Source organism: Aeromonas sp. MR16 (assembly GCF_022549315.1).
Lineage (GTDB): Bacteria > Pseudomonadota > Gammaproteobacteria > Enterobacterales > Aeromonadaceae > Aeromonas > Aeromonas aquatica.
This window is the reverse complement of sequence record NZ_JAKZFK010000016.1, coordinates 69,296-85,127: the sequence shown is the minus strand read 5'-3', so window position 1 is coordinate 85,127 and position 15,832 is coordinate 69,296. Positions and strand designations below refer to the sequence as shown.

At 63.6% G+C, this 15,832-nt stretch carries 16 protein-coding genes; 8 read left to right on the top strand and 8 right to left on the bottom strand.

Annotated elements, in window-relative coordinates; all coding sequences use genetic code 11:
- Positions 1–15 precede the first annotated feature (15 nt).
- Positions 16–930 (top strand): LysR family transcriptional regulator, encoded by a 915-nt coding sequence (locus MM194_RS13270; protein ID WP_033129052.1) that lies wholly within the window; start codon positions 16–18, stop codon positions 928–930.
- Between the two features lie 105 nt (positions 931–1,035).
- Positions 1,036–2,241: an MFS transporter gene (locus tag MM194_RS13265; protein WP_241343791.1), complete on the top strand. Its 1,206-nt coding sequence runs from the start codon at positions 1,036–1,038 to the stop codon at positions 2,239–2,241.
- 80 nt (positions 2,242–2,321) lie between these two features.
- Here the strand turns inward: MM194_RS13265 and MM194_RS13260 are convergent, their stop codons facing one another.
- Together MM194_RS13260 and rnt are read right to left on the bottom strand one after the other, a co-directional pair.
- Positions 2,322–3,644, bottom strand: coding sequence for a Na+/H+ antiporter family protein (locus MM194_RS13260; protein WP_033129054.1), 1,323 nt, complete (start codon positions 3,642–3,644; stop codon positions 2,322–2,324).
- A 273-nt stretch (positions 3,645–3,917) separates the two neighbouring features.
- Positions 3,918–4,580 carry a ribonuclease T gene (gene rnt, locus MM194_RS13255; protein ID WP_033129055.1) on the bottom strand — a complete coding sequence of 221 codons (663 nt, stop codon included), beginning with the start codon at positions 4,578–4,580 and terminating at the stop codon, positions 3,918–3,920.
- Positions 4,581–4,810: 230 nt separating this feature from the next.
- Here rnt and MM194_RS13250 point away from each other — a divergent pair, with 230 nt between their 5' ends.
- Positions 4,811–5,686 carry an OmpA family protein gene (locus MM194_RS13250; RefSeq protein WP_033129056.1) on the top strand — a complete coding sequence of 292 codons (876 nt, stop codon included), beginning with the start codon at positions 4,811–4,813 and terminating at the stop codon, positions 5,684–5,686.
- Between the two features lie 213 nt (positions 5,687–5,899).
- Here the strand turns inward: MM194_RS13250 and suhB are convergent, their stop codons facing one another.
- Positions 5,900–6,703: an inositol-1-monophosphatase gene (gene suhB, locus MM194_RS13245; RefSeq protein ID WP_033129057.1), complete on the bottom strand. Its 804-nt coding sequence runs from the start codon at positions 6,701–6,703 to the stop codon at positions 5,900–5,902.
- 199 nt (positions 6,704–6,902) lie between these two features.
- Between suhB and MM194_RS13240 the strand changes: the two genes are divergently transcribed.
- The 5 genes from MM194_RS13240 (at position 6,903) to MM194_RS13220 (ending at position 9,636) form a co-directional block, all read left to right on the top strand.
- Positions 6,903–7,358 carry a hypothetical protein gene (locus tag MM194_RS13240; RefSeq protein WP_033129058.1) on the top strand — a complete coding sequence of 152 codons (456 nt, stop codon included), beginning with the start codon at positions 6,903–6,905 and terminating at the stop codon, positions 7,356–7,358.
- Positions 7,359–7,495: 137 nt separating this feature from the next.
- Positions 7,496–8,104, top strand: coding sequence for a glutathione S-transferase family protein (locus MM194_RS13235; protein ID WP_033129059.1), 609 nt, complete (start codon positions 7,496–7,498; stop codon positions 8,102–8,104).
- Positions 8,105–8,121: 17 nt separating this feature from the next.
- Complete coding sequence (locus MM194_RS13230) at positions 8,122–8,787, top strand: glutathione S-transferase N-terminal domain-containing protein (protein WP_241343790.1); 666 nt, start codon at positions 8,122–8,124, stop codon at positions 8,785–8,787.
- A gap of 232 nt (positions 8,788–9,019) precedes the next feature.
- On the top strand, positions 9,020–9,466 hold the full coding sequence (locus MM194_RS13225; protein WP_241343789.1) for an ABC transporter substrate-binding protein: 447 nt from the start codon (positions 9,020–9,022) through the stop codon (positions 9,464–9,466).
- Positions 9,467–9,468: 2 nt separating this feature from the next.
- A complete protein-coding gene (locus MM194_RS13220) occupies positions 9,469–9,636 on the top strand; it encodes a hypothetical protein (protein WP_238566365.1) in 168 nt (55 codons plus the stop codon).
- A gap of 318 nt (positions 9,637–9,954) precedes the next feature.
- On the opposite strand, the gene MM194_RS13215 is transcribed toward MM194_RS13220, so the two are convergent.
- The 5 genes from MM194_RS13215 to MM194_RS13195 form a co-directional block, all read right to left on the bottom strand.
- The gene (locus MM194_RS13215; protein ID WP_033129062.1) at positions 9,955–11,103 is read right to left on the bottom strand and encodes a Gfo/Idh/MocA family oxidoreductase; all 1,149 of its coding nucleotides are present in this window, start codon (positions 11,101–11,103) and stop codon (positions 9,955–9,957) included.
- A complete protein-coding gene (locus tag MM194_RS13210; protein WP_052100809.1) occupies positions 11,100–12,197 on the bottom strand; it encodes a sugar phosphate isomerase/epimerase in 1,098 nt (365 codons plus the stop codon). The genes MM194_RS13215 and MM194_RS13210 overlap by 4 nt, the downstream gene beginning before the upstream one ends.
- A 79-nt stretch (positions 12,198–12,276) precedes the next feature.
- Entirely contained in the window at positions 12,277–13,245 is a 969-nt protein-coding gene (locus MM194_RS13205; protein WP_033129063.1) for a substrate-binding domain-containing protein, read from the bottom strand.
- A 92-nt stretch (positions 13,246–13,337) separates the two neighbouring features.
- Positions 13,338–14,330, bottom strand: coding sequence for an ABC transporter permease (locus MM194_RS13200; protein ID WP_241343788.1), 993 nt, complete (start codon positions 14,328–14,330; stop codon positions 13,338–13,340).
- Complete coding sequence (locus MM194_RS13195) at positions 14,311–15,798, bottom strand: sugar ABC transporter ATP-binding protein (protein WP_241343787.1); 1,488 nt, start codon at positions 15,796–15,798, stop codon at positions 14,311–14,313. Before MM194_RS13195 ends, MM194_RS13200 begins: the two co-directional genes overlap by 20 nt.
- Positions 15,799–15,832: the final 34 nt, after the last annotated feature.

Genomic DNA, 15,832 nt, shown 5'->3' with positions numbered 1-15,832 from the left:
ACGGAGGATGGACGGATGGATCGATTAGGGGCGATGGAGGTCTTCGTGCTGGCGGTGGAGACGGGATCCTTCTCGGCGGTGGCCCGCCGGCTGAGCCTGGGTCAGCCTGCGGTGTCCAAGCAGATAGCCCAGCTGGAGGCGCAGCTTGGCAGCCGGCTCTTGCTGCGCTCGACCCGTGGCCTGACCCCGACCGAGGCAGGAGAAGCCTACTATCAGCGCGCCAGGCAGATCCTCGATGACATCAGGGAGGCGGATGCCATGGTGGCGCAGTGCCGCGGTGAGCTGAGCGGTCGCCTGCGGGTGAGTGCCCCTGTCACCTTCGCCCGTTTGCACATCATCCCCCATCTGACCGCATTTATGGGCGCTCATCCCGGGCTCGAGATCGAGATCCTGCTGGACGATGGCAACGTCGATCTCATCTCGGCCGGGATCGACGTCGCCCTGCGGCTCGGGGAGCAGGCGGACTCGGCGCTGGTTGCCCGCCGCTTGTCCCACTGCGCGCGGCGGGTTCTGGGCACGCCGGCCTATCTGGCGGCCAGGGGTATGCCGACGTCACCCCAGGATCTGCAGGAGCATGACTTGGTGATCTACAGCCCCAAACCCGGTCTGGGCCAGCAGTGGTTGTTCTGTCGGGGGGAGGAGCAGATCGCATTTGCCGGGCGCGGACGACTGACGGTCTCCGCCGCCGAGGGCATGCGCGCCGCCGTGCTGGCGGGCATGGGGCTGGCCGTCAGCTCCGAGTGGATGTTTGCTCCCGAGCTGGCCAGGGGGGAGGTCGTGCCCATCCTTGCCGACTGGCAGTTGCCCCGGCTCGAGCTGTGGGCCCTGTTTCCCGCCGGTCGCCAGCTCAGTGCCAAGTCCCGCGCCTTCGTGGCGTTCGTGGCCAGCCTGCCCGATCTACAGCTGGCAGCCCATTCCCCTCTGGAATAGCTGTTATCGCGCCGGGCCTGCTACTGCCGTGCCCCGCTCATGTTTAGGCTGTGCTCATCTAGACCGTGCCTGGCACGGCGTTCAATCAGCCATGAGGATAACCACATGAGTGCATCTCTATCCACCCAGCCAACCAGGGCGTCAGCAACCCTGCTCAGCCCCGGGCTTATCTTCGCCATGGCGCTGTCGTGCGGCCTGGCGGTGGCCAACATCTACTACAACCAGCCCATGCTGGCGGTGATGGCGCAGGATTTTCCCGGCCAGTCCGCCATTCCCATGATCGCCATGCTGACCCAGCTCGGCTATGCCGCCGGCCTGTTGTTGCTGGTGCCGCTCGGGGATGTGCTGGTGCGTCGCTGGCTCATCGTGGGGCAGTTTGTGCTGATCGCGCTGGCTTCCCTGCTGGCGGCCATGGCCACCGGCCCCGGTATGCTGATGTTGGCCTCGGTGCTGCTTGGCATAGGCGCCACGGCGGCCCAGCAGATAGTGCCGGTGGCGGCGATCCTGGCAACACCCGCCAGACGGGGTGCCGTGGTCGGCAGCGTGATGAGCGGGCTGCTCGGCGGGATCCTGCTCAGCCGTACCCTGGCGGGCGTCATCACGGCCTATGGCAGCTGGCGCGCCATGTTCTGGCTCGGGGTGCCATTGGCCCTGTTGGGGGCGCTGTTGATGGCCAGAACGATCCCCCTTGGCTTGCCGCGCGCCAACCTGAGTTATGCCAGGCTGCTGCGTTCGCTCATCGGCTTGTGGCGTGAGGAGCCCAGCCTGCGCCGGGCGACCCTGACCCAGGCCCTGCTGTTTGCCTCCTTCAGCGTCTTCTGGACTGTGCTGGCTTTCTACCTCGCGGCTCCCGAATACCGGCTCGGGTCCGAGGTCGCAGGCCTGTTCGGGGTGATCGGGGTCGCAGGGGTCGTGGCCGCGCCGCTGGCTGGGCGGATGGCCGACCGGCGGGGGGCGAGAGCAGTGGTGCTGGTCGGAGCCTTGCTGGTGGTGCTGGCCTGGATCTGCTTCGAGGCATGGCACTCCCTGCTCGGGTTGGCTCTGGGGGTCATACTGCTGGATCTGGGGGTACAGAGTGCCCTCATCGCCCATCAACAACTGATCTACGGCCTGCGGGAGGAGGCGAGGGGGCGGGTGAACACCCTGTTCATGACGGGCATGTTCCTCGGGGGCACGCTCGGCTCGAGCCTCGCCATGCTGGCCTGGCAACAGGGGAACTGGGTCGGGGTGAGCGGCGTTGGACTGGTACTGGCCTTGCTCGCGCTGCTCCTTGGGGTGGCCAGCAAGGGAGCAAGTTCGGCGGCCTCATGAGGCGGCACGATACTTCAGAGACACAGAGACGAGAAAGGCGACCCTGAGGTCGCCTTTTGCATGCAGTGACTGTCGCCGACTCAGAGCACCATGGCGGCAATCCAGCCGAAGATGATGAGCGGGATGTTGTAGTGGATGAAGGTGGGCACCACGCTGTCCCAGATATGATCGTGCTGACCGTCGGCATTGAGGCCCGAGGTGGGGCCCAGGGTCGAGTCGGAGGCGGGGGAGCCCGCATCCCCCAGTGCGCCGGCGGTTCCCACCAGGGCGATGGTCGCCAGGGGGGAGAAACCGAGGTGGATGCACAGCGGCACATAGATGGTGGCGATGATGGGCACGGTGGAGAAGGAGGAGCCTATCCCCATGGTGATGAGCAGGCCCACCAGCAGCATCAGGAAGGCGGCCAGGCCCTTCTGATCGCCGATCACCCCGGAGACGGCCTGTACCAGGCTCTCCACCCCGTGGGTCTCTTTCATCACGGCGGCGAAGCCGGCGGCGGAGATCATGATGAAACCGATGAGGGACATCATACGCACGCCCTGGGTGAAGGCATCCTGGCTCTCGCGAAACTTGATGACGCCGCCACAGGTGAAGATGACGAAGCCCGCCAGCGCACCCAGTACGATGCTGTTGGTCATCAACTGCAGCCCCAGTGCCACGGCGATGGCCAGCAGGGCCACCCAGATGTGGTTGAGGTTGAGCTCCACCGTCTCCGGCTCGGCGGCCAGGATCTTATCCAGATCATATTGGCGCGGCTTGCGATAGCTGAAGAAGACCGCGATCAGCAGGCCGATGAACATGCCGAGCACCGGAATGGCCATGGCCAGCGGCAGCTGGCTGTGCTCCACCGGCACGCCGTTGTCGATCAGGTTCTTGGCCAGGATGTTGTTGAGGAAGATGCCACCAAAGCCGACCGGCAACAGCATGTAGGTCGCGGTCAGGCCGAAGGTGATGACGCAGGCCACCTGACGGCGATCGATCTGCATCTGGGCCATGACGTGCAACAGCGGCGGGATCAGGATGGGAATGAAGGCGATGTGCACGGGGATCAGGTTCTGGGAAGAGATGGACACCCCCAGCACCGAGGTGAGCAGCAGGCTCTTGACCCAGAGGATGCGCGAGCTGCTGGCATCTTTCCCCAGCTGGCTTATCACCTTGCGGGCCAGCAGATCGGTGATCCCGGAGCGGGAGATGGCGACCGCGAAGGCCCCCAGCATGGCGTAGGAGAGGGCGATCTCGGCACCACCACCCAGGCCACCAGTGAAGGTGCTGAGGGTATGCTCCAGTGAGAGCCCGCCGATCAGGCCGCCGACGATGGCGCCGATGGCGAGGGAGACCACCACATTGATCCGCAGCAGGCTGAGCACCAGCATCAGCGCCACCGCGATAACAACAGGATTCATTTGTTTTCCTTATAGTTTGTATTGCTGTCTGTCTTCTGAAAGGCAGCTAGTTTGCGAAAAACGTGACAAATGTCTAGTAAAAAATCAGGCAAAAAGGCTATCGGGCAGCATCTTGTGGCACAAAGTTGATCGGCGCCGGGATTTGGTCTGCCAGCCGCGCCAATACTGGCTTCTGGTCAAACCAGCCTGGTCGCCACAGCCTCTCTTTTTTGCCCCGATAGACAGCAAACAGGCTGCCATGGGGCAGCCTGTTTGGGCGGGGTCTGGATGCCCTCAGGCATCCGCCTCCTCTGCGGGCATCTCATCCGGGTTGGCCGGCGGCCAGCCACCCAGACTCTTCCAGCGATTGACGATGTGACAGAACAGCTCGGTGGTGCGTTCGGTGTCATAGAGGGCGGAGTGCGCCTCTTTATTGTCAAACGGAATGCGGGCGCTCTGACACGCCTTGGCCAGCACCGTCTGCCCCAACGCCAGGCCCGAGAGGGCGGCGGTATCGAAGGTGGCGAAGGGGTGGAACGGATTGCGCTTGAGGCCGGCACGCTCGGCGGCGGCGGTCACGAAACCGTGATCGAAGGTGGCGTTGTGGGCGACGATGATGGCCCGGCCGCAATCCTGCTCCTTCATGCCCTTGCGCACCCCCTTGAAGATCTCGGTCAGCGCCTCTTTCTCGCTGACGGCCCCGCGCAGCGGATTGAAGGGGTCGATGCCGGTGAATTCCAGCGCGGCCTTCTCCAGGTTGGCACCTTCGAATGGCTCCACATGAAAGTGGAAGATCTGATCGGGCATGAGCCAGCCCTGCTCATCCATCTTGAGGGTATAGGCGGCGATCTCCAGCAAGGCGTCGGTGCTGGCATTGAACCCGGCGGTTTCAACATCGATGACGACGGGGTAAAAGCCACGAAAGCGGCCCTTGAGGGTGTGAACGGCGTCGGTCATGGTATCTCGGTCGGCATAAAGTAAGGCGCGCATTATGGCAAAAAAGCACGGCCTTGTCCCACCCGCGCGATGAGGCGGTTCATTCCAGCGCCATGCCGCCGGCCCGCACCATGGGTCTTGGGACCCCGCGATGGGCCCGATGCGGCCATGCCCGACTTTCCCCGCTTTGTTGCTAAAGCTTGCCAGCCCCCTGCCGATAGTTAATCCGAGATCGTATGGAGGGCAAGCCGTTGAATGCTTGGGTGTTAGGGTTGGTCAGCATATCCGTGAGTATGCAATTGCAGGCGGGGGTCACCGAATTTGGTGCCGGCCTGGATCAATCCGTCTGGCGGTTGACCTCGGACAGCCAGATCGAATGTCGCCTCGAGCACCCCATTCCCCGCTGGGGGACCGGGGCCTTCGTCAGCCGCGCCGGTCGCAAGATCAACCTGGACTTCGAATTGAAGGGGCAGCGCCCCCAGGCACGCACCCAGCGGGTGAGCCTCGGCATCATGCCGCCCATCTGGCGACCGGGCGTGGCTGGCCGGGAGATCAGCCAGCTGCAGCTATACCAGCAGTTCGATGGTCTGGTGGCCGGACAGACCGCCTGGACCATGCTGGACGAGCTGGAGGGGGGGCGCATGCCGACCTTCCAGTACCGCGACTGGTATCGCCAGGACAGGCCGGTGCGGGTGTCCCTCTCCTCGGTCAACTTCAGGGTCAAATACCAGGCCTTCATGGATTGCCTGAGCGGTCTGCTGCCCTACAGCTTCAACGACATCGCCTTCAGCGTGCTCTCCTACGACAAGAACAGCGATGCCCTGTCACCGGCCTCCAAGCGGCGGCTGGCGATGATCGGTGACTACGTGAAGGCGGACAAGAGTATCGACGTGGTGGTGATCGACGCCTACAGCGACAGCTACGGCGGGCGCTGGCCCAACCAGAAACTGTCCGAGAAGCGCGCCGATGCCATCAAGCAGGTGTTCGTGGACCTAGGGATAGAGGAGGGCAAGATCTCGGTGGAGGGGCACGGCGAGAAGCAGCACGTGGCCTCCAACGAGACGGAAGGCGGCCGTGCCAAGAACCGGCGAGTGGTGATCAACATGGGCCGCAACGGCACCATCTAATAGGCAGCGAACCCTGCTGCCTTGTCACGTTTTAGTATCGTCTTATGTTGTAAAATATTTCGGTGGTGACATATTGCACTGCATTCCAGGGGCCATCTCCCGCATCTCCTGCCATAGTGGTCGTCCCTCCTCCCTGATTTACGGGTATAAAAAATGCCAGTCGGCTGGGCCGACTGGCATTTTTTTCACGATAACGCTGGCTTATCTGGTCAGTTATTTAGCCAACGATTCCGGCAGGTTCTCGCGGATCTTGCCGAGCATCTCTTTGAGGACGCGCGGGTTGGCGACCACGATGTTGCCGGAGTTCTCGTAGTTGTGACCACCCACGAAGTCGGTGACGATGGCGCCGGCTTCCTTGGCCAGCAGCTCACCGGCTGCGCTTTCCCAGGGCTTCAGGCCGATTTCCCAGTAGCCGTCGATGCGACCGGCGGCCACATAGGCCAGATCCAGTGCAGGGGCACCGGCACGGCGGATGTCGGCACACTCGATGAACATGCTCTGGAACATCTTCAGGTAAGGTTCGATGTGGTGCTTCTGCTTGAACGGGAAACCGGTCGCCAGCACGGTGCCGGCCATCTCTTTGGCCTTGCCCACACGGATGCGGTAGCCGTTCAGCTGGGCGCCATTACCACGGGTAGAGGTAAACAGCTCATCGCGGATCGGATCGTAGACGACGGCTTGTTCGGTCTTGCCCTTGACGCGCAGGGCGATGGAGACGGCAAAGTGCGGAATGCCTTTGACCAGGTTGGTCGTGCCATCCAGTGGGTCGATGATCCATTGGTAATCCGGATTGGTACCGGCGATCTCACCAGACTCTTCAGCCACGATGCTGTGTTCCGGGTAAGATTTTTTGATGGTATGAATGATGGCCGCTTCGGCTTCACGGTCAACGTTGGTCACGAAGTCATGGCTGCCTTTCTGGATAGCCTCGATGTTCTCAGGCTGGGAGAAGGCTTTTACTACAACTTGACCGGCGTTGCGCGCAGCGCGCACGGCGATATTCAGCATCGGATGCATAGGTTCACCACTGGATGTTAAAGAACGGGGGATAAAAGGACGCGGTATCTTACCAAGATATTCTGGAATGGCAACCGTTATCCGCATGGCAGCGCCGGGGGCGACTGCCAGATCTGACGGCTCCAATAAAGACTCTTTTTGGTCTAGTCTTACTGCGGCAGTCGAATAACAGGCTGCGGTGAGCATAGGGATATGAACCATGAATCTGTCATTAGTCAGTCAAAAACCGTCAGCCGCGACGACCCTGGGTGTGCTGGCTGCGCTGCGAGCCTCCAGCGGATATGGGGACTATTTCAGCGAGGTGCGGGTCGCGCAGCCAGGCCAATGGCAACCGTCGAAGGAAGAGGCGGCCATCTTGTTGCTGGAAGGGGATGATGACACTTGGCCCGAGTTGGCCTGGTCAGCCAGCGGCGACCCCCTGGGATTACCCGTATTGCCGCTGCTGGTGCACCGCCTGGATGACAGTCTTCCTCAGGGGCCGGACGTCAGGGATCCGCGTTTCTACTTTGTTTCCAATGGTATAGTACTGGATGAGGCGGCGCTGGCGGATCCCGCCTGCAGCCACATCCTGCAGAGCAAGCTTGAGTCCTATTTTCCGCTCCTCTCCCGTCTCACCCTGCTGCGACAGCGCCAACCTCTGGGTCTGCGCAACTAACCTCTGTTCCTGATGCTGGACTATTCAAACGGCGCAATATTTGTCATAACAGACCGATATTGCGTCGTCCTGATCGCGTCCATGCCCGAGATTTTGCACGATGATGACAAACGAACGCCCTGTCCACGGAGAATGAGATGAAGGTGTATGAGTTGAGACGTGCCCCCAACGCCCGCCGGGTCAGGATGTTTCTGGCTGAGAAGGGGGTCGAGATGGCCTACCAGCAAGTGGATCTGGGAGCCGGCGAGAATCTGAGTCCAGCGTTTCTGGCCAAGAATCCGGCGGGACGCATCCCGGTGCTTGAGCTCGATGACGGCACCCATATCAGCGAGACTCTGGCCATCTGTCGTTATTTTGAAGAGCTTCATCCCACACCGAATCTGTTTGGCAGCACACCGCTGGAGCGGGCAACCATAGAGATGTGGAGCCGCTTCATCGAGTTCAATCTCTGGCTGCCCACCGGCATGGCGTTTCGCCACATCACGGGGTTTTACAAGGACAGGGAGACCACCTTCCCCGAGTGGGGCGAGGAGTGCAAAAGGAACGCCCAGACGTGGTTTGACAAGCTGGACGCCCGCCTCGCAAAGGTCCCCTATATCGCTGGTGAGCGCTTCACCATCGCCGACATTCTGGCCCTGTGCACCATCGACTTTGGCAAGGTCGTAGACTTGCGCATAGCCCCGACCCAGTTTCATTTGCAGGCCTGGCACGAGCGGGTCAGTGCCCGTCCCAGCGCCAAGGCCTGAATCACAAGGAGTCCATCATGATCGATCTCTACACCGCCGCCACCCCTAATGGCTTCAAGGTCACCATTGCCCTCGAAGAGCTGGGACTGCCCTACCGGGTGATCCCCCTCGATCTGTCGGCGCTGGATCAGAAGAAACCCGATTTCCTGGCGATCAACCCGAACGGCCGCATTCCGGCCATCGTCGATCGGGATAACGGTAACTTCGCCGTGTTCGAGTCCGGTGCCATCCTGCTCTATCTGGCAGAGAAGGCGGGCAAATTGCTGCCGCAAGATCTCAAGCGCCGCTCCCAGGCGATCCAGTGGCTGATGTTCCAGATGGGGGGGGTGGGTCCCATGATGGGGCAGGCCAACGTCTTCTATCGCTACTTCCCCGAGAAGATCCCGGCGGCCATCGAACGCTACCAGAAGGAAGGGCGCCGCCTGTTCGAGGTGCTCGACGCCCACCTGGCCCACCACGAGTATCTGGCGGACGAATACAGCATCGCCGACATCGCCACCTGGCCCTGGGTCAGGATCCACGACTGGAGCGGCATTTCCATCGATGGTTTGCCTCATCTGCAGGCCTGGATGGCCAGACTGGATGCGCGCCCTGCTTGCCAGAAGGGCATCACCATCCCGCCGCGCAAGGAAGAGACGCCGGAAGAGGCGGCCAAACGGGTGCAGCAGATGATGACCCGCTGAGTGAAAGAAGGCCCCGAGAAGGGGCCTTTTTATTGCTTTTTGTTCTGATTGTCACAGCAAAAAATCTACTTTCCCACACGGCGAATGCCCCTTGTGATTGGTCATGCTGGCCTCTGTGATCGCCTTTTGCTCCCCACATCCATATCAATCGAAGACAAGAAAATAGTTCCATCGGATTTATTTGTTATGTTATAACAAGTGCAGTTCGTTGTTAGTAATGATTTTCGTTTGTATGGACGGGATGACAAAGAAATACAGCTATGCAGGATGGATATCGCTGGCTCTGGTGGTCGGGATGAATGCGGCCCATGGCAAGCCGCTCACCATGGTGGGGCCCTGGGAGATCCACAGCCTGGATCCGGCCAGCAACGGGGTCTTCTTTACCCGCTTGCAGGTCGCCGAGACCCTGGTGGAGGCCGATGACAAGGGCCAGCTTCAACCCGGGCTGGCCACTGTCTGGTCCCACTCCGACGATGGCGTGATCTGGCAATTCAGGCTGCGCCTCCAGGCCCATTTTCACGATGGCAGCGAGGTGAGTGCCGGGCAGGTCGCGTTTGCCTTGCAGCAGGCCTGGCGCAAGCCGGGTGTGCTGCAAAGCGCGCCTATCAGAGCGATTGAGGCAAAAGAGGGGGCATTGCTCGTCACCCTGACCCGGCCATTCCCCTCAGCCAGCAGCTGACCATGGCCTGCCTGCTGGAAGAGCTCGGCGAGATCGGCTGCGCCCTGCTGCTGGTGACCCACGACGAGGCCCTGGCCGACAAGGTCGGCGATCGCTGCCTGCGGCTGGGGAGGACGTTGGCGAGCCAGGATGAGGGGCAGGGGATGGCCAGAGTGCGGCGGGCGGGATGATGAGGTGGCCGGACGGGTGGGTGAGGATGCCCCTTGCGCCGGCCCCTTGGCGGGGCAGGCGACCCCGCCATTTCCAATGAACCAGAGCCGCATATGGCAGAGCAATATTCTTAAAGATCAACATCAATCACTGATATTTAATTGATAAATAGCGTGATGCCCTGCCACTGGCAGGGGTGTCCCGCGATGAAAAGGGGATGAGGATGTATAAGCGCAAGCGGGTGCAACAGCGGGAACAACAGATAACGGCAAGCCGGACGGCGCCGGCTGAATGGCGCCGTCCGGCTTGTCTGTCGAGGCGCTTCCCTCATGGCGGTGTCAGGGGGAGAGCGGCTGCCAACGTCCGTCAGCGGCGTGACTGGCCAGGCTGGCTTCGATGAAGCGCATCCCCGCCACCCCGTCCTCGACCGTGGTGAGGGTCAGGCTCTCGGGGGGCGGCGCCTCCCCGGCCGCCAGAGCGTGGATCTGCAGGGCCGCGTCCGTGTAGAGCTGGGCGAAGGCCTCCAGATAGCCCTCGGGGTGGCCGGCGGGCACCCGGCTGGCGTGGCGCGCCGCAAGGCTATCCACCCGGCCCCGGGTCAGCCGCTGGCTGGCGCCGCCAAAGGGGGTCAGCCAGAGCTGATTCGGCTCCTCCTGGCGAAAGACCAGACTGGCCTTGCTGCCATAGAGGCGGATCTGCAGCCGGTTCTCCTCGCCGCTGGCGACCTGGCTGGCGTTGAGCGATCCGCGCATCCCGTTGGGGTAGCGCAACCAGATCTGCAGATGGTCGTCCACCAGCCGCCCCGGCACGAAGCTGTGCAGCAGGGCGGCGAGCTCGCTCGGCAACTGCCCTGTGATGAAGGCCGCCAGCTGGTAGGCGTGGGTGCCGATGTCGCCGAGGCAACCCGCCCGCCCGGCGCGGGCCGGATCGGCCCGCCAGTCCGCCTGCTTGTTCTGACCGGGGGGGATGGGGTTGGCGAGCCAGTCCTGCAGGTACTCCACCTGCACGTAGCGCAGCTCGCCGAGCTCACCGGCGGCGACCAGCTCGCGGGCGTGGCGCACCATGGGGTAGCCCGAATAGGTGTGGGTGAGGGCAAACAGCCGCCGCTGCTGGCGGGCGAGCCGGGCGAGCTCCTCCCCCTCGGCCAGGGTCAGCGCCAGCGGCTTGTCGCAGATCACGTGGATGCCGGCTTCGAGAAAGGCACGCGCCACCGGGGCGTGCAGGTGGTTGGGGGTGGTGATGGCCACCACCTCTATGCCGTCGGGCCGGGCCGCCTCCGCCTGGGCCATCTTGGCGTAATCCTCGTAGGCGCGGGCCGGGTCCAGCCCGAGGGCGAGGGCGCTTGAGCGGGCGTTGGCGGGATCGGCGGAGAGGGCCGCGGCGAGCAGCTCATAGTGATCGTCCATGCGGGCGGCCAGCCGGTGTACGGCGCCGATGAAGGCCCCCTGGCCGCCGCCGACCATGCCCAGACGCAGTCGTCTCTTCATTTATTCTCTCCCATCTGGCCGCCCGAACTGCCGCTCAAGCTATCGCCGAGGCCGAGCAGGCTTCTGACCGCCTCCCGCGCCAGGCCGCTGCCGGCGAAGTCATCGAAGGGGCGCTCGGCGACCCGGATAATATGATTGCGAATGAAGTCGGCCCCCTCGGCGGCACCGTCCTGCGGGTGCTTGAGGGCGCACTCCCACTCCAGCACGGCCCAACCGGGGTAGTCGTACTGGGCGAGCTTGCTGAAGATGGCGCCAAAGTCGATCTGGCCATCCCCCAGGGAGCGAAAGCGCCCCGCCCGCCCGAGCCAGGGGGCATAGCCCCCATAGACCCCCTGGCGCCCCGAGGGCCTGAACTCGGCATCCTTCACGTGAAAGGCGCGCACCCGTTCGTGATAGTGGTCGAGGAAGGCGAGGTAATCGAGCTGCTGCAACAGCATGTGGCTGGGGTCGTAGAGCACGTTGACCCTGGGGTGTTCGCCGGTCGCCTCGAGGAAGCGCTCCAGCGTGGCGCCATCGAACAGGTCCTCCCCCGGGTGCAGCTCGTAGCAGACATCCACCCCGGCCTCGTCAAAGGCCTGCAGCAGGGGGAGCCAGCGCCGGGCCAGCTCGGCGAAGGCCTCCTCAATGAGTCCGGCGGGCCGCTGGGGCCAGGGATAGAGATAGGGCCAGGCGAGGGCGCCGGAGAAGGTGACGTGGGCGCTGAGCCCGAGCCGGCGGGAGGCGAGGGCGGCCGCCTTGAGCTGGTCGGCGGCCCATTGGGTGCGGGCGGCAGGCTTGCCGCGCAGCGCCGCCGGGGCGAAGCCATCGAACAGGCTGTCATAGGCGGGGTGGACGGCCAGCAGCTGGCCCTGCAGATGGGTGGAGAGCTCGGTGATGACCAAGCCCCGCTCGGCCAGCAGGCCGCTTATCTCGTCGCAATAATCCTGGCTGTTGGCCGCCAGGGTTAGATCGAACAGGCGCGGGTCCGTCGGCAGTTGCAGGCCGCGAAAGCCGAGGCCGGCGGCCCAGTCCGCCAGGCCGGTGAGCGTATCGAATGGCGGCTGATCCCCCATGAACTGGGCGAGGAAGATGGCCGGTCCCTTGATGGTCTTCATGGGCACTCCTGAATAAGAAGAGGGATGAGTCTCAGGACGACAGGCTGGCGACCGGCCCCTCCGGTCGCCAGCCTCCCCCTTAGAACGGGGAGTCGGGGAAGTAGAACTCCTTGGCCGTCTGCGGGGTGATCAGCACCGAGGGGATGATGGTGTTGGCCGGCAGGCGCTCGCCCTTGAGGCGGGCCTCTGCGGTCAGCATGATGGCGTCATACATGAACTTGGGGGAGTAGGAGACGTTGGCCTGGATGCGAGGATCGCTGCCGTCCATCAGGGTCTTGATCGCCCCCTTGGCCCCGGCACCGCCAAACACCAGCTTGATGTCGGTGCGCTTGGCCTGATCGATGGCCTTGAGCACCCCCACCGCCATGTCGTCATCGGCGGCCCAGACCGCATCGATGTGCTTGAAGCGAGTCAGGAAGTCCTGCATCACCTTGAAGGCATCGTCGCGATTCCAGTTGCCGTATTTGGCATCGAGGATCTTGATGTCCCCATGCTGCTTCATCACGCCGGTGAAGGCATCGAAGCGCTCGTTGTCCAGGGTGGTGGGAATGCCGCGCAGGGCGACTATGTCTCCCTTGCCGTTGAGGGTCTTGGCGATGAACTCGGCGGGCAGCTTGCCGAAGGCGGTGTTATCCCCGGCCACGTAGGCATCCTGGGCGCTGGTGTCGGTCAGCCCCCGATCGACCACGGTGACATAGACCCCCTTCTGCTTGACCTGGGCCACCGGCTTGGTCAGGGAGGCTGACTCGAACGGGAAGATGACCAGCGTATCCATCTTGTTGACCGTCAGCAGATCCTGCAGCTGGTTGGCCTGTTCAGGGGCATTGGCGGCGGTCTTGACGATCACCTTGAGATCGGGGTGGGCCTTCTCCAGATCCTCCTTGGCCTTGTTGGCCCACCAGACGATGCCGGCGGTGAAGCTGTGGGTCGCGGTCGGGATGGAGACCCCCAGGGTCATCTTCTCGGCTGCCGAGGCGCTGCCGGCAGCGATCATCAGGGCGCAGGCGCCCAAGGTGTGTAGCGTTAAGTTGTGTAGCATCTTGTTCATCTTGATAGCCTCTGACTGTTGGGCTTGCGCCCGTTCCTTGTCCGGCGAGGGGAGCCCTCGCCACTCGTCTTACTGCTGCTTCCACCACAAGCTCAACGTCGGCGCTGCATGAAGGCGACCATGATGATCACGACGCCCTGCACGGCCGCATTGAGGTAAACACTGATGATGCTGGTCAGATTGAGGATGTTGCTGATGACCGACAGCAGTATGGCGCCCACCAGGGTGCCGAAGATGCGCCCCTCGCCCCCCTTGAGGGAGGTGCCGCCCACCACCACGGCGGCGATGGCCTCCAGCTCCCACAAGAGCCCGGTGGTGGGGGTGGCTGAGCCCAGACGCGGCACATAGAGCAGGGTGGCGATGCCGACGCAGAGCCCGAGCAGCGCATAGCTGAGCAGCTTGACCAGATCGACCCGTATGGTGGCGTAGCGCGCCACCTGCTCGTTGGAGCCGATGGCCTGCACATGGCGACCGAAGGCGGTGCGGTTGAGCAGCAAGCCCCCGGCCAGCGCCACCAGCAGGAAGACCCAGACCGGAATGGGGATCCCCAGCAGGCTGCCGTAATAGACGGGGCTGTAGATGTCGCCGAGGGCATCGTCCAGGGTCAGGGCGCCGCCGTCGGCCAGATAGGTCAGCACGGCCCGGAAGATGCCGAGGGTGCCGAGGGTAACGATGAAGGGCTCAATCTTGCCGCTGGTGATGAGCAGGCCGTGACCGGCCCCGAACAGCAGGCCGAGCAGCAGGGCCAGCACGATGCCGATGATCACCACCAGCAGGGGAGACTCCGCCAGTGGCCCCGCGCCGAGTCGGTTCATGATGAGGATCATGGCCCCGGCGATCAGGGCCGCCATGGCGCCGACCGAGAGATCGATGCCGCCGGACATGATAACGAAGGTCATGCCCACCGCTATGATGCCGATGAAGGCGGTGCGGGTCAGCACGTTGAGCAGGTTGTCCAGGGTGGCGAAGTCGGGGTTGAGCAGGGCGCCGAGCAGGCACAGCAGGATCAGCCCCAGCAGCGGGCCCGTGCCCGATAGCAGGGAGAGCAACCGCTCTTTGCGGGTGTCAGTGGGTACCTGTTGCATAGGCGATCAACTCCTCTTCGGTCAGATGATGGGCGGGCAGCACCGCCTGGAGGCGGCCGGCTCGCAGCACGGCGACTCTGTGGCACAGGCCGATCAGTTCAATAAGCTCGCTCGAGATGACGATGACGGCGCGCCCCTCGGCGGCCAGTCGCTGGATCAGGAAATAGATGTCACGCTTGGCGCCCACATCCACCCCCCGGGTGGGCTCGTCGAGTACGATGACCCTGGGGTCCGGGTGCAGGAACTTGGCGAGGGCCAATTTTTGCTGATTGCCCCCCGACATCATGCGGGCGCGGATAGTGTGGGAGCTGGCCTTGATGCCGAAATCGGTAATGGCGCGGTCGAGGGCCGCCCGCTCCGCCACCTTGTCCAGCCAGGGGTGGGCATAGCGCGCCAGCGTCATCAGGGTGAGGTTCTCGGTCAGCCCGAGCTGGGTATGCAGCCCCTTGCCCTTGCGATCCTCCGGTAGATAGGTGAGCCCCTGGCGCATGGCGGCGAGCGGGCTGTCGATGCGCACGGCCTTGCCGGCCAGCTCTATGCTGCCAGCCTGGCGCTCACGCAGGCCCAGGATGGCCTCGAACGCCTCGGTGCGACCAGCCCCCACCAGCCCGGCGAAGCCGTAGATCTCGCCGCTGCGCACCTCGAAATCGAGGCTCTCCACCCAGCCAGTGACGTGCAGCCCCCTCACCGCGAGGGCGGTCTCCGTGCCTTCCGGGGGCGGGAGCCTGGGGGGGAACATGTCCGACATCTCGCGCCCCACCATGAGGTTGGCCATCTGCTGGCGGCTGAAGGACGCCGTCTCCCCCCGGCTGACGAAGCGGCCATCGCGCATCACTACTATCTCGTCGGTGATCTGCTTGACCTCGTCCAGCTTGTGGGAGATGTAGATGATGGTGGTGCCCTGGGCCTTGAGCCTGGCGATGAGGGCGAACAGCCGCGCCGTCTCTCCCGGGGTCAGGGTGGCGGTCGGTTCATCCATGATCAGCAGGCGGGCCTGGCGTGACAACGCCTTGGCGATCTCCACCAGCTGCTTCTCCGCGACGATGAGTTGGCGCACCCGGGTGGCGGGGGCGCGCGGCAGCCCGACCTGCTCCAGATAATGTTGGGTCTGGCTGGCCATGGTGGCCTCGTCCAGCAGGCAGCCCCGTTTCAGCTCATGGCCGAGGAACAGGTTCTGGGTCAGGGTGAGGTGCTCGGCCAGGTTGAGCTCTTGATGGATCAGCACTATGCCTGCCTGCTCCGCCTCGCGGGAGGAGGTCCAGCGGCGCGCCTCGCCATCGATGCGGATCTCCCCGGCGCTGATCGACTCGTAACCGGCGAGGATCTTCATCAGGGTGGATTTGCCCGCGCCATTCTCCCCCAGCAGGCCGTAGACGCGCCCTGCGGCCAGATCAAAATCGACCCCGTGCAGCACCCGGATGGGGCCGAAGTCCTTGCAGACGCCGCTAAATTCGACACTGAGACTCATGAGGTTCTCCGGTTGTGCCCGGCACTGTCGGGCG

What these genes read in the sequence shown, in the direction of transcription:
- rnt (WP_033129055.1), bottom strand. Translation starts at nt 4,580, where the DNA reads ATGACCGACGCCGTTCACACCCTCAAGGGCCGCTTTCGTGGCTTTTAC.
- MM194_RS13265 (WP_241343791.1), top strand. Translation starts at nt 1,036, where the DNA reads ATGAGTGCATCTCTATCCACCCAGCCAACCAGGGCGTCAGCAACCCTG.
- MM194_RS13235 (WP_033129059.1), top strand. Translation starts at nt 7,496, where the DNA reads ATGAAGGTGTATGAGTTGAGACGTGCCCCCAACGCCCGCCGGGTCAGG.
- MM194_RS13200 (WP_241343788.1), bottom strand. Translation starts at nt 14,330, where the DNA reads ATGCAACAGGTACCCACTGACACCCGCAAAGAGCGGTTGCTCTCCCTG.
- MM194_RS13195 (WP_241343787.1), bottom strand. Translation starts at nt 15,798, where the DNA reads ATGAGTCTCAGTGTCGAATTTAGCGGCGTCTGCAAGGACTTCGGCCCC.
- MM194_RS13240 (WP_033129058.1), top strand. Translation starts at nt 6,903, where the DNA reads ATGAATCTGTCATTAGTCAGTCAAAAACCGTCAGCCGCGACGACCCTG.
- MM194_RS13205 (WP_033129063.1), bottom strand. Translation starts at nt 13,245, where the DNA reads ATGAACAAGATGCTACACAACTTAACGCTACACACCTTGGGCGCCTGC.
- MM194_RS13220 (WP_238566365.1), top strand. Translation starts at nt 9,469, where the DNA reads ATGGCCTGCCTGCTGGAAGAGCTCGGCGAGATCGGCTGCGCCCTGCTG.
- MM194_RS13225 (WP_241343789.1), top strand. Translation starts at nt 9,020, where the DNA reads ATGGACGGGATGACAAAGAAATACAGCTATGCAGGATGGATATCGCTG.
- MM194_RS13230 (WP_241343790.1), top strand. Translation starts at nt 8,122, where the DNA reads ATGATCGATCTCTACACCGCCGCCACCCCTAATGGCTTCAAGGTCACC.
- suhB (WP_033129057.1), bottom strand. Translation starts at nt 6,703, where the DNA reads ATGCATCCGATGCTGAATATCGCCGTGCGCGCTGCGCGCAACGCCGGT.
- MM194_RS13210 (WP_052100809.1), bottom strand. Translation starts at nt 12,197, where the DNA reads ATGAAGACCATCAAGGGACCGGCCATCTTCCTCGCCCAGTTCATGGGG.
- MM194_RS13215 (WP_033129062.1), bottom strand. Translation starts at nt 11,103, where the DNA reads ATGAAGAGACGACTGCGTCTGGGCATGGTCGGCGGCGGCCAGGGGGCC.
- MM194_RS13270 (WP_033129052.1), top strand. Translation starts at nt 16, where the DNA reads ATGGATCGATTAGGGGCGATGGAGGTCTTCGTGCTGGCGGTGGAGACG.
- MM194_RS13260 (WP_033129054.1), bottom strand. Translation starts at nt 3,644, where the DNA reads ATGAATCCTGTTGTTATCGCGGTGGCGCTGATGCTGGTGCTCAGCCTG.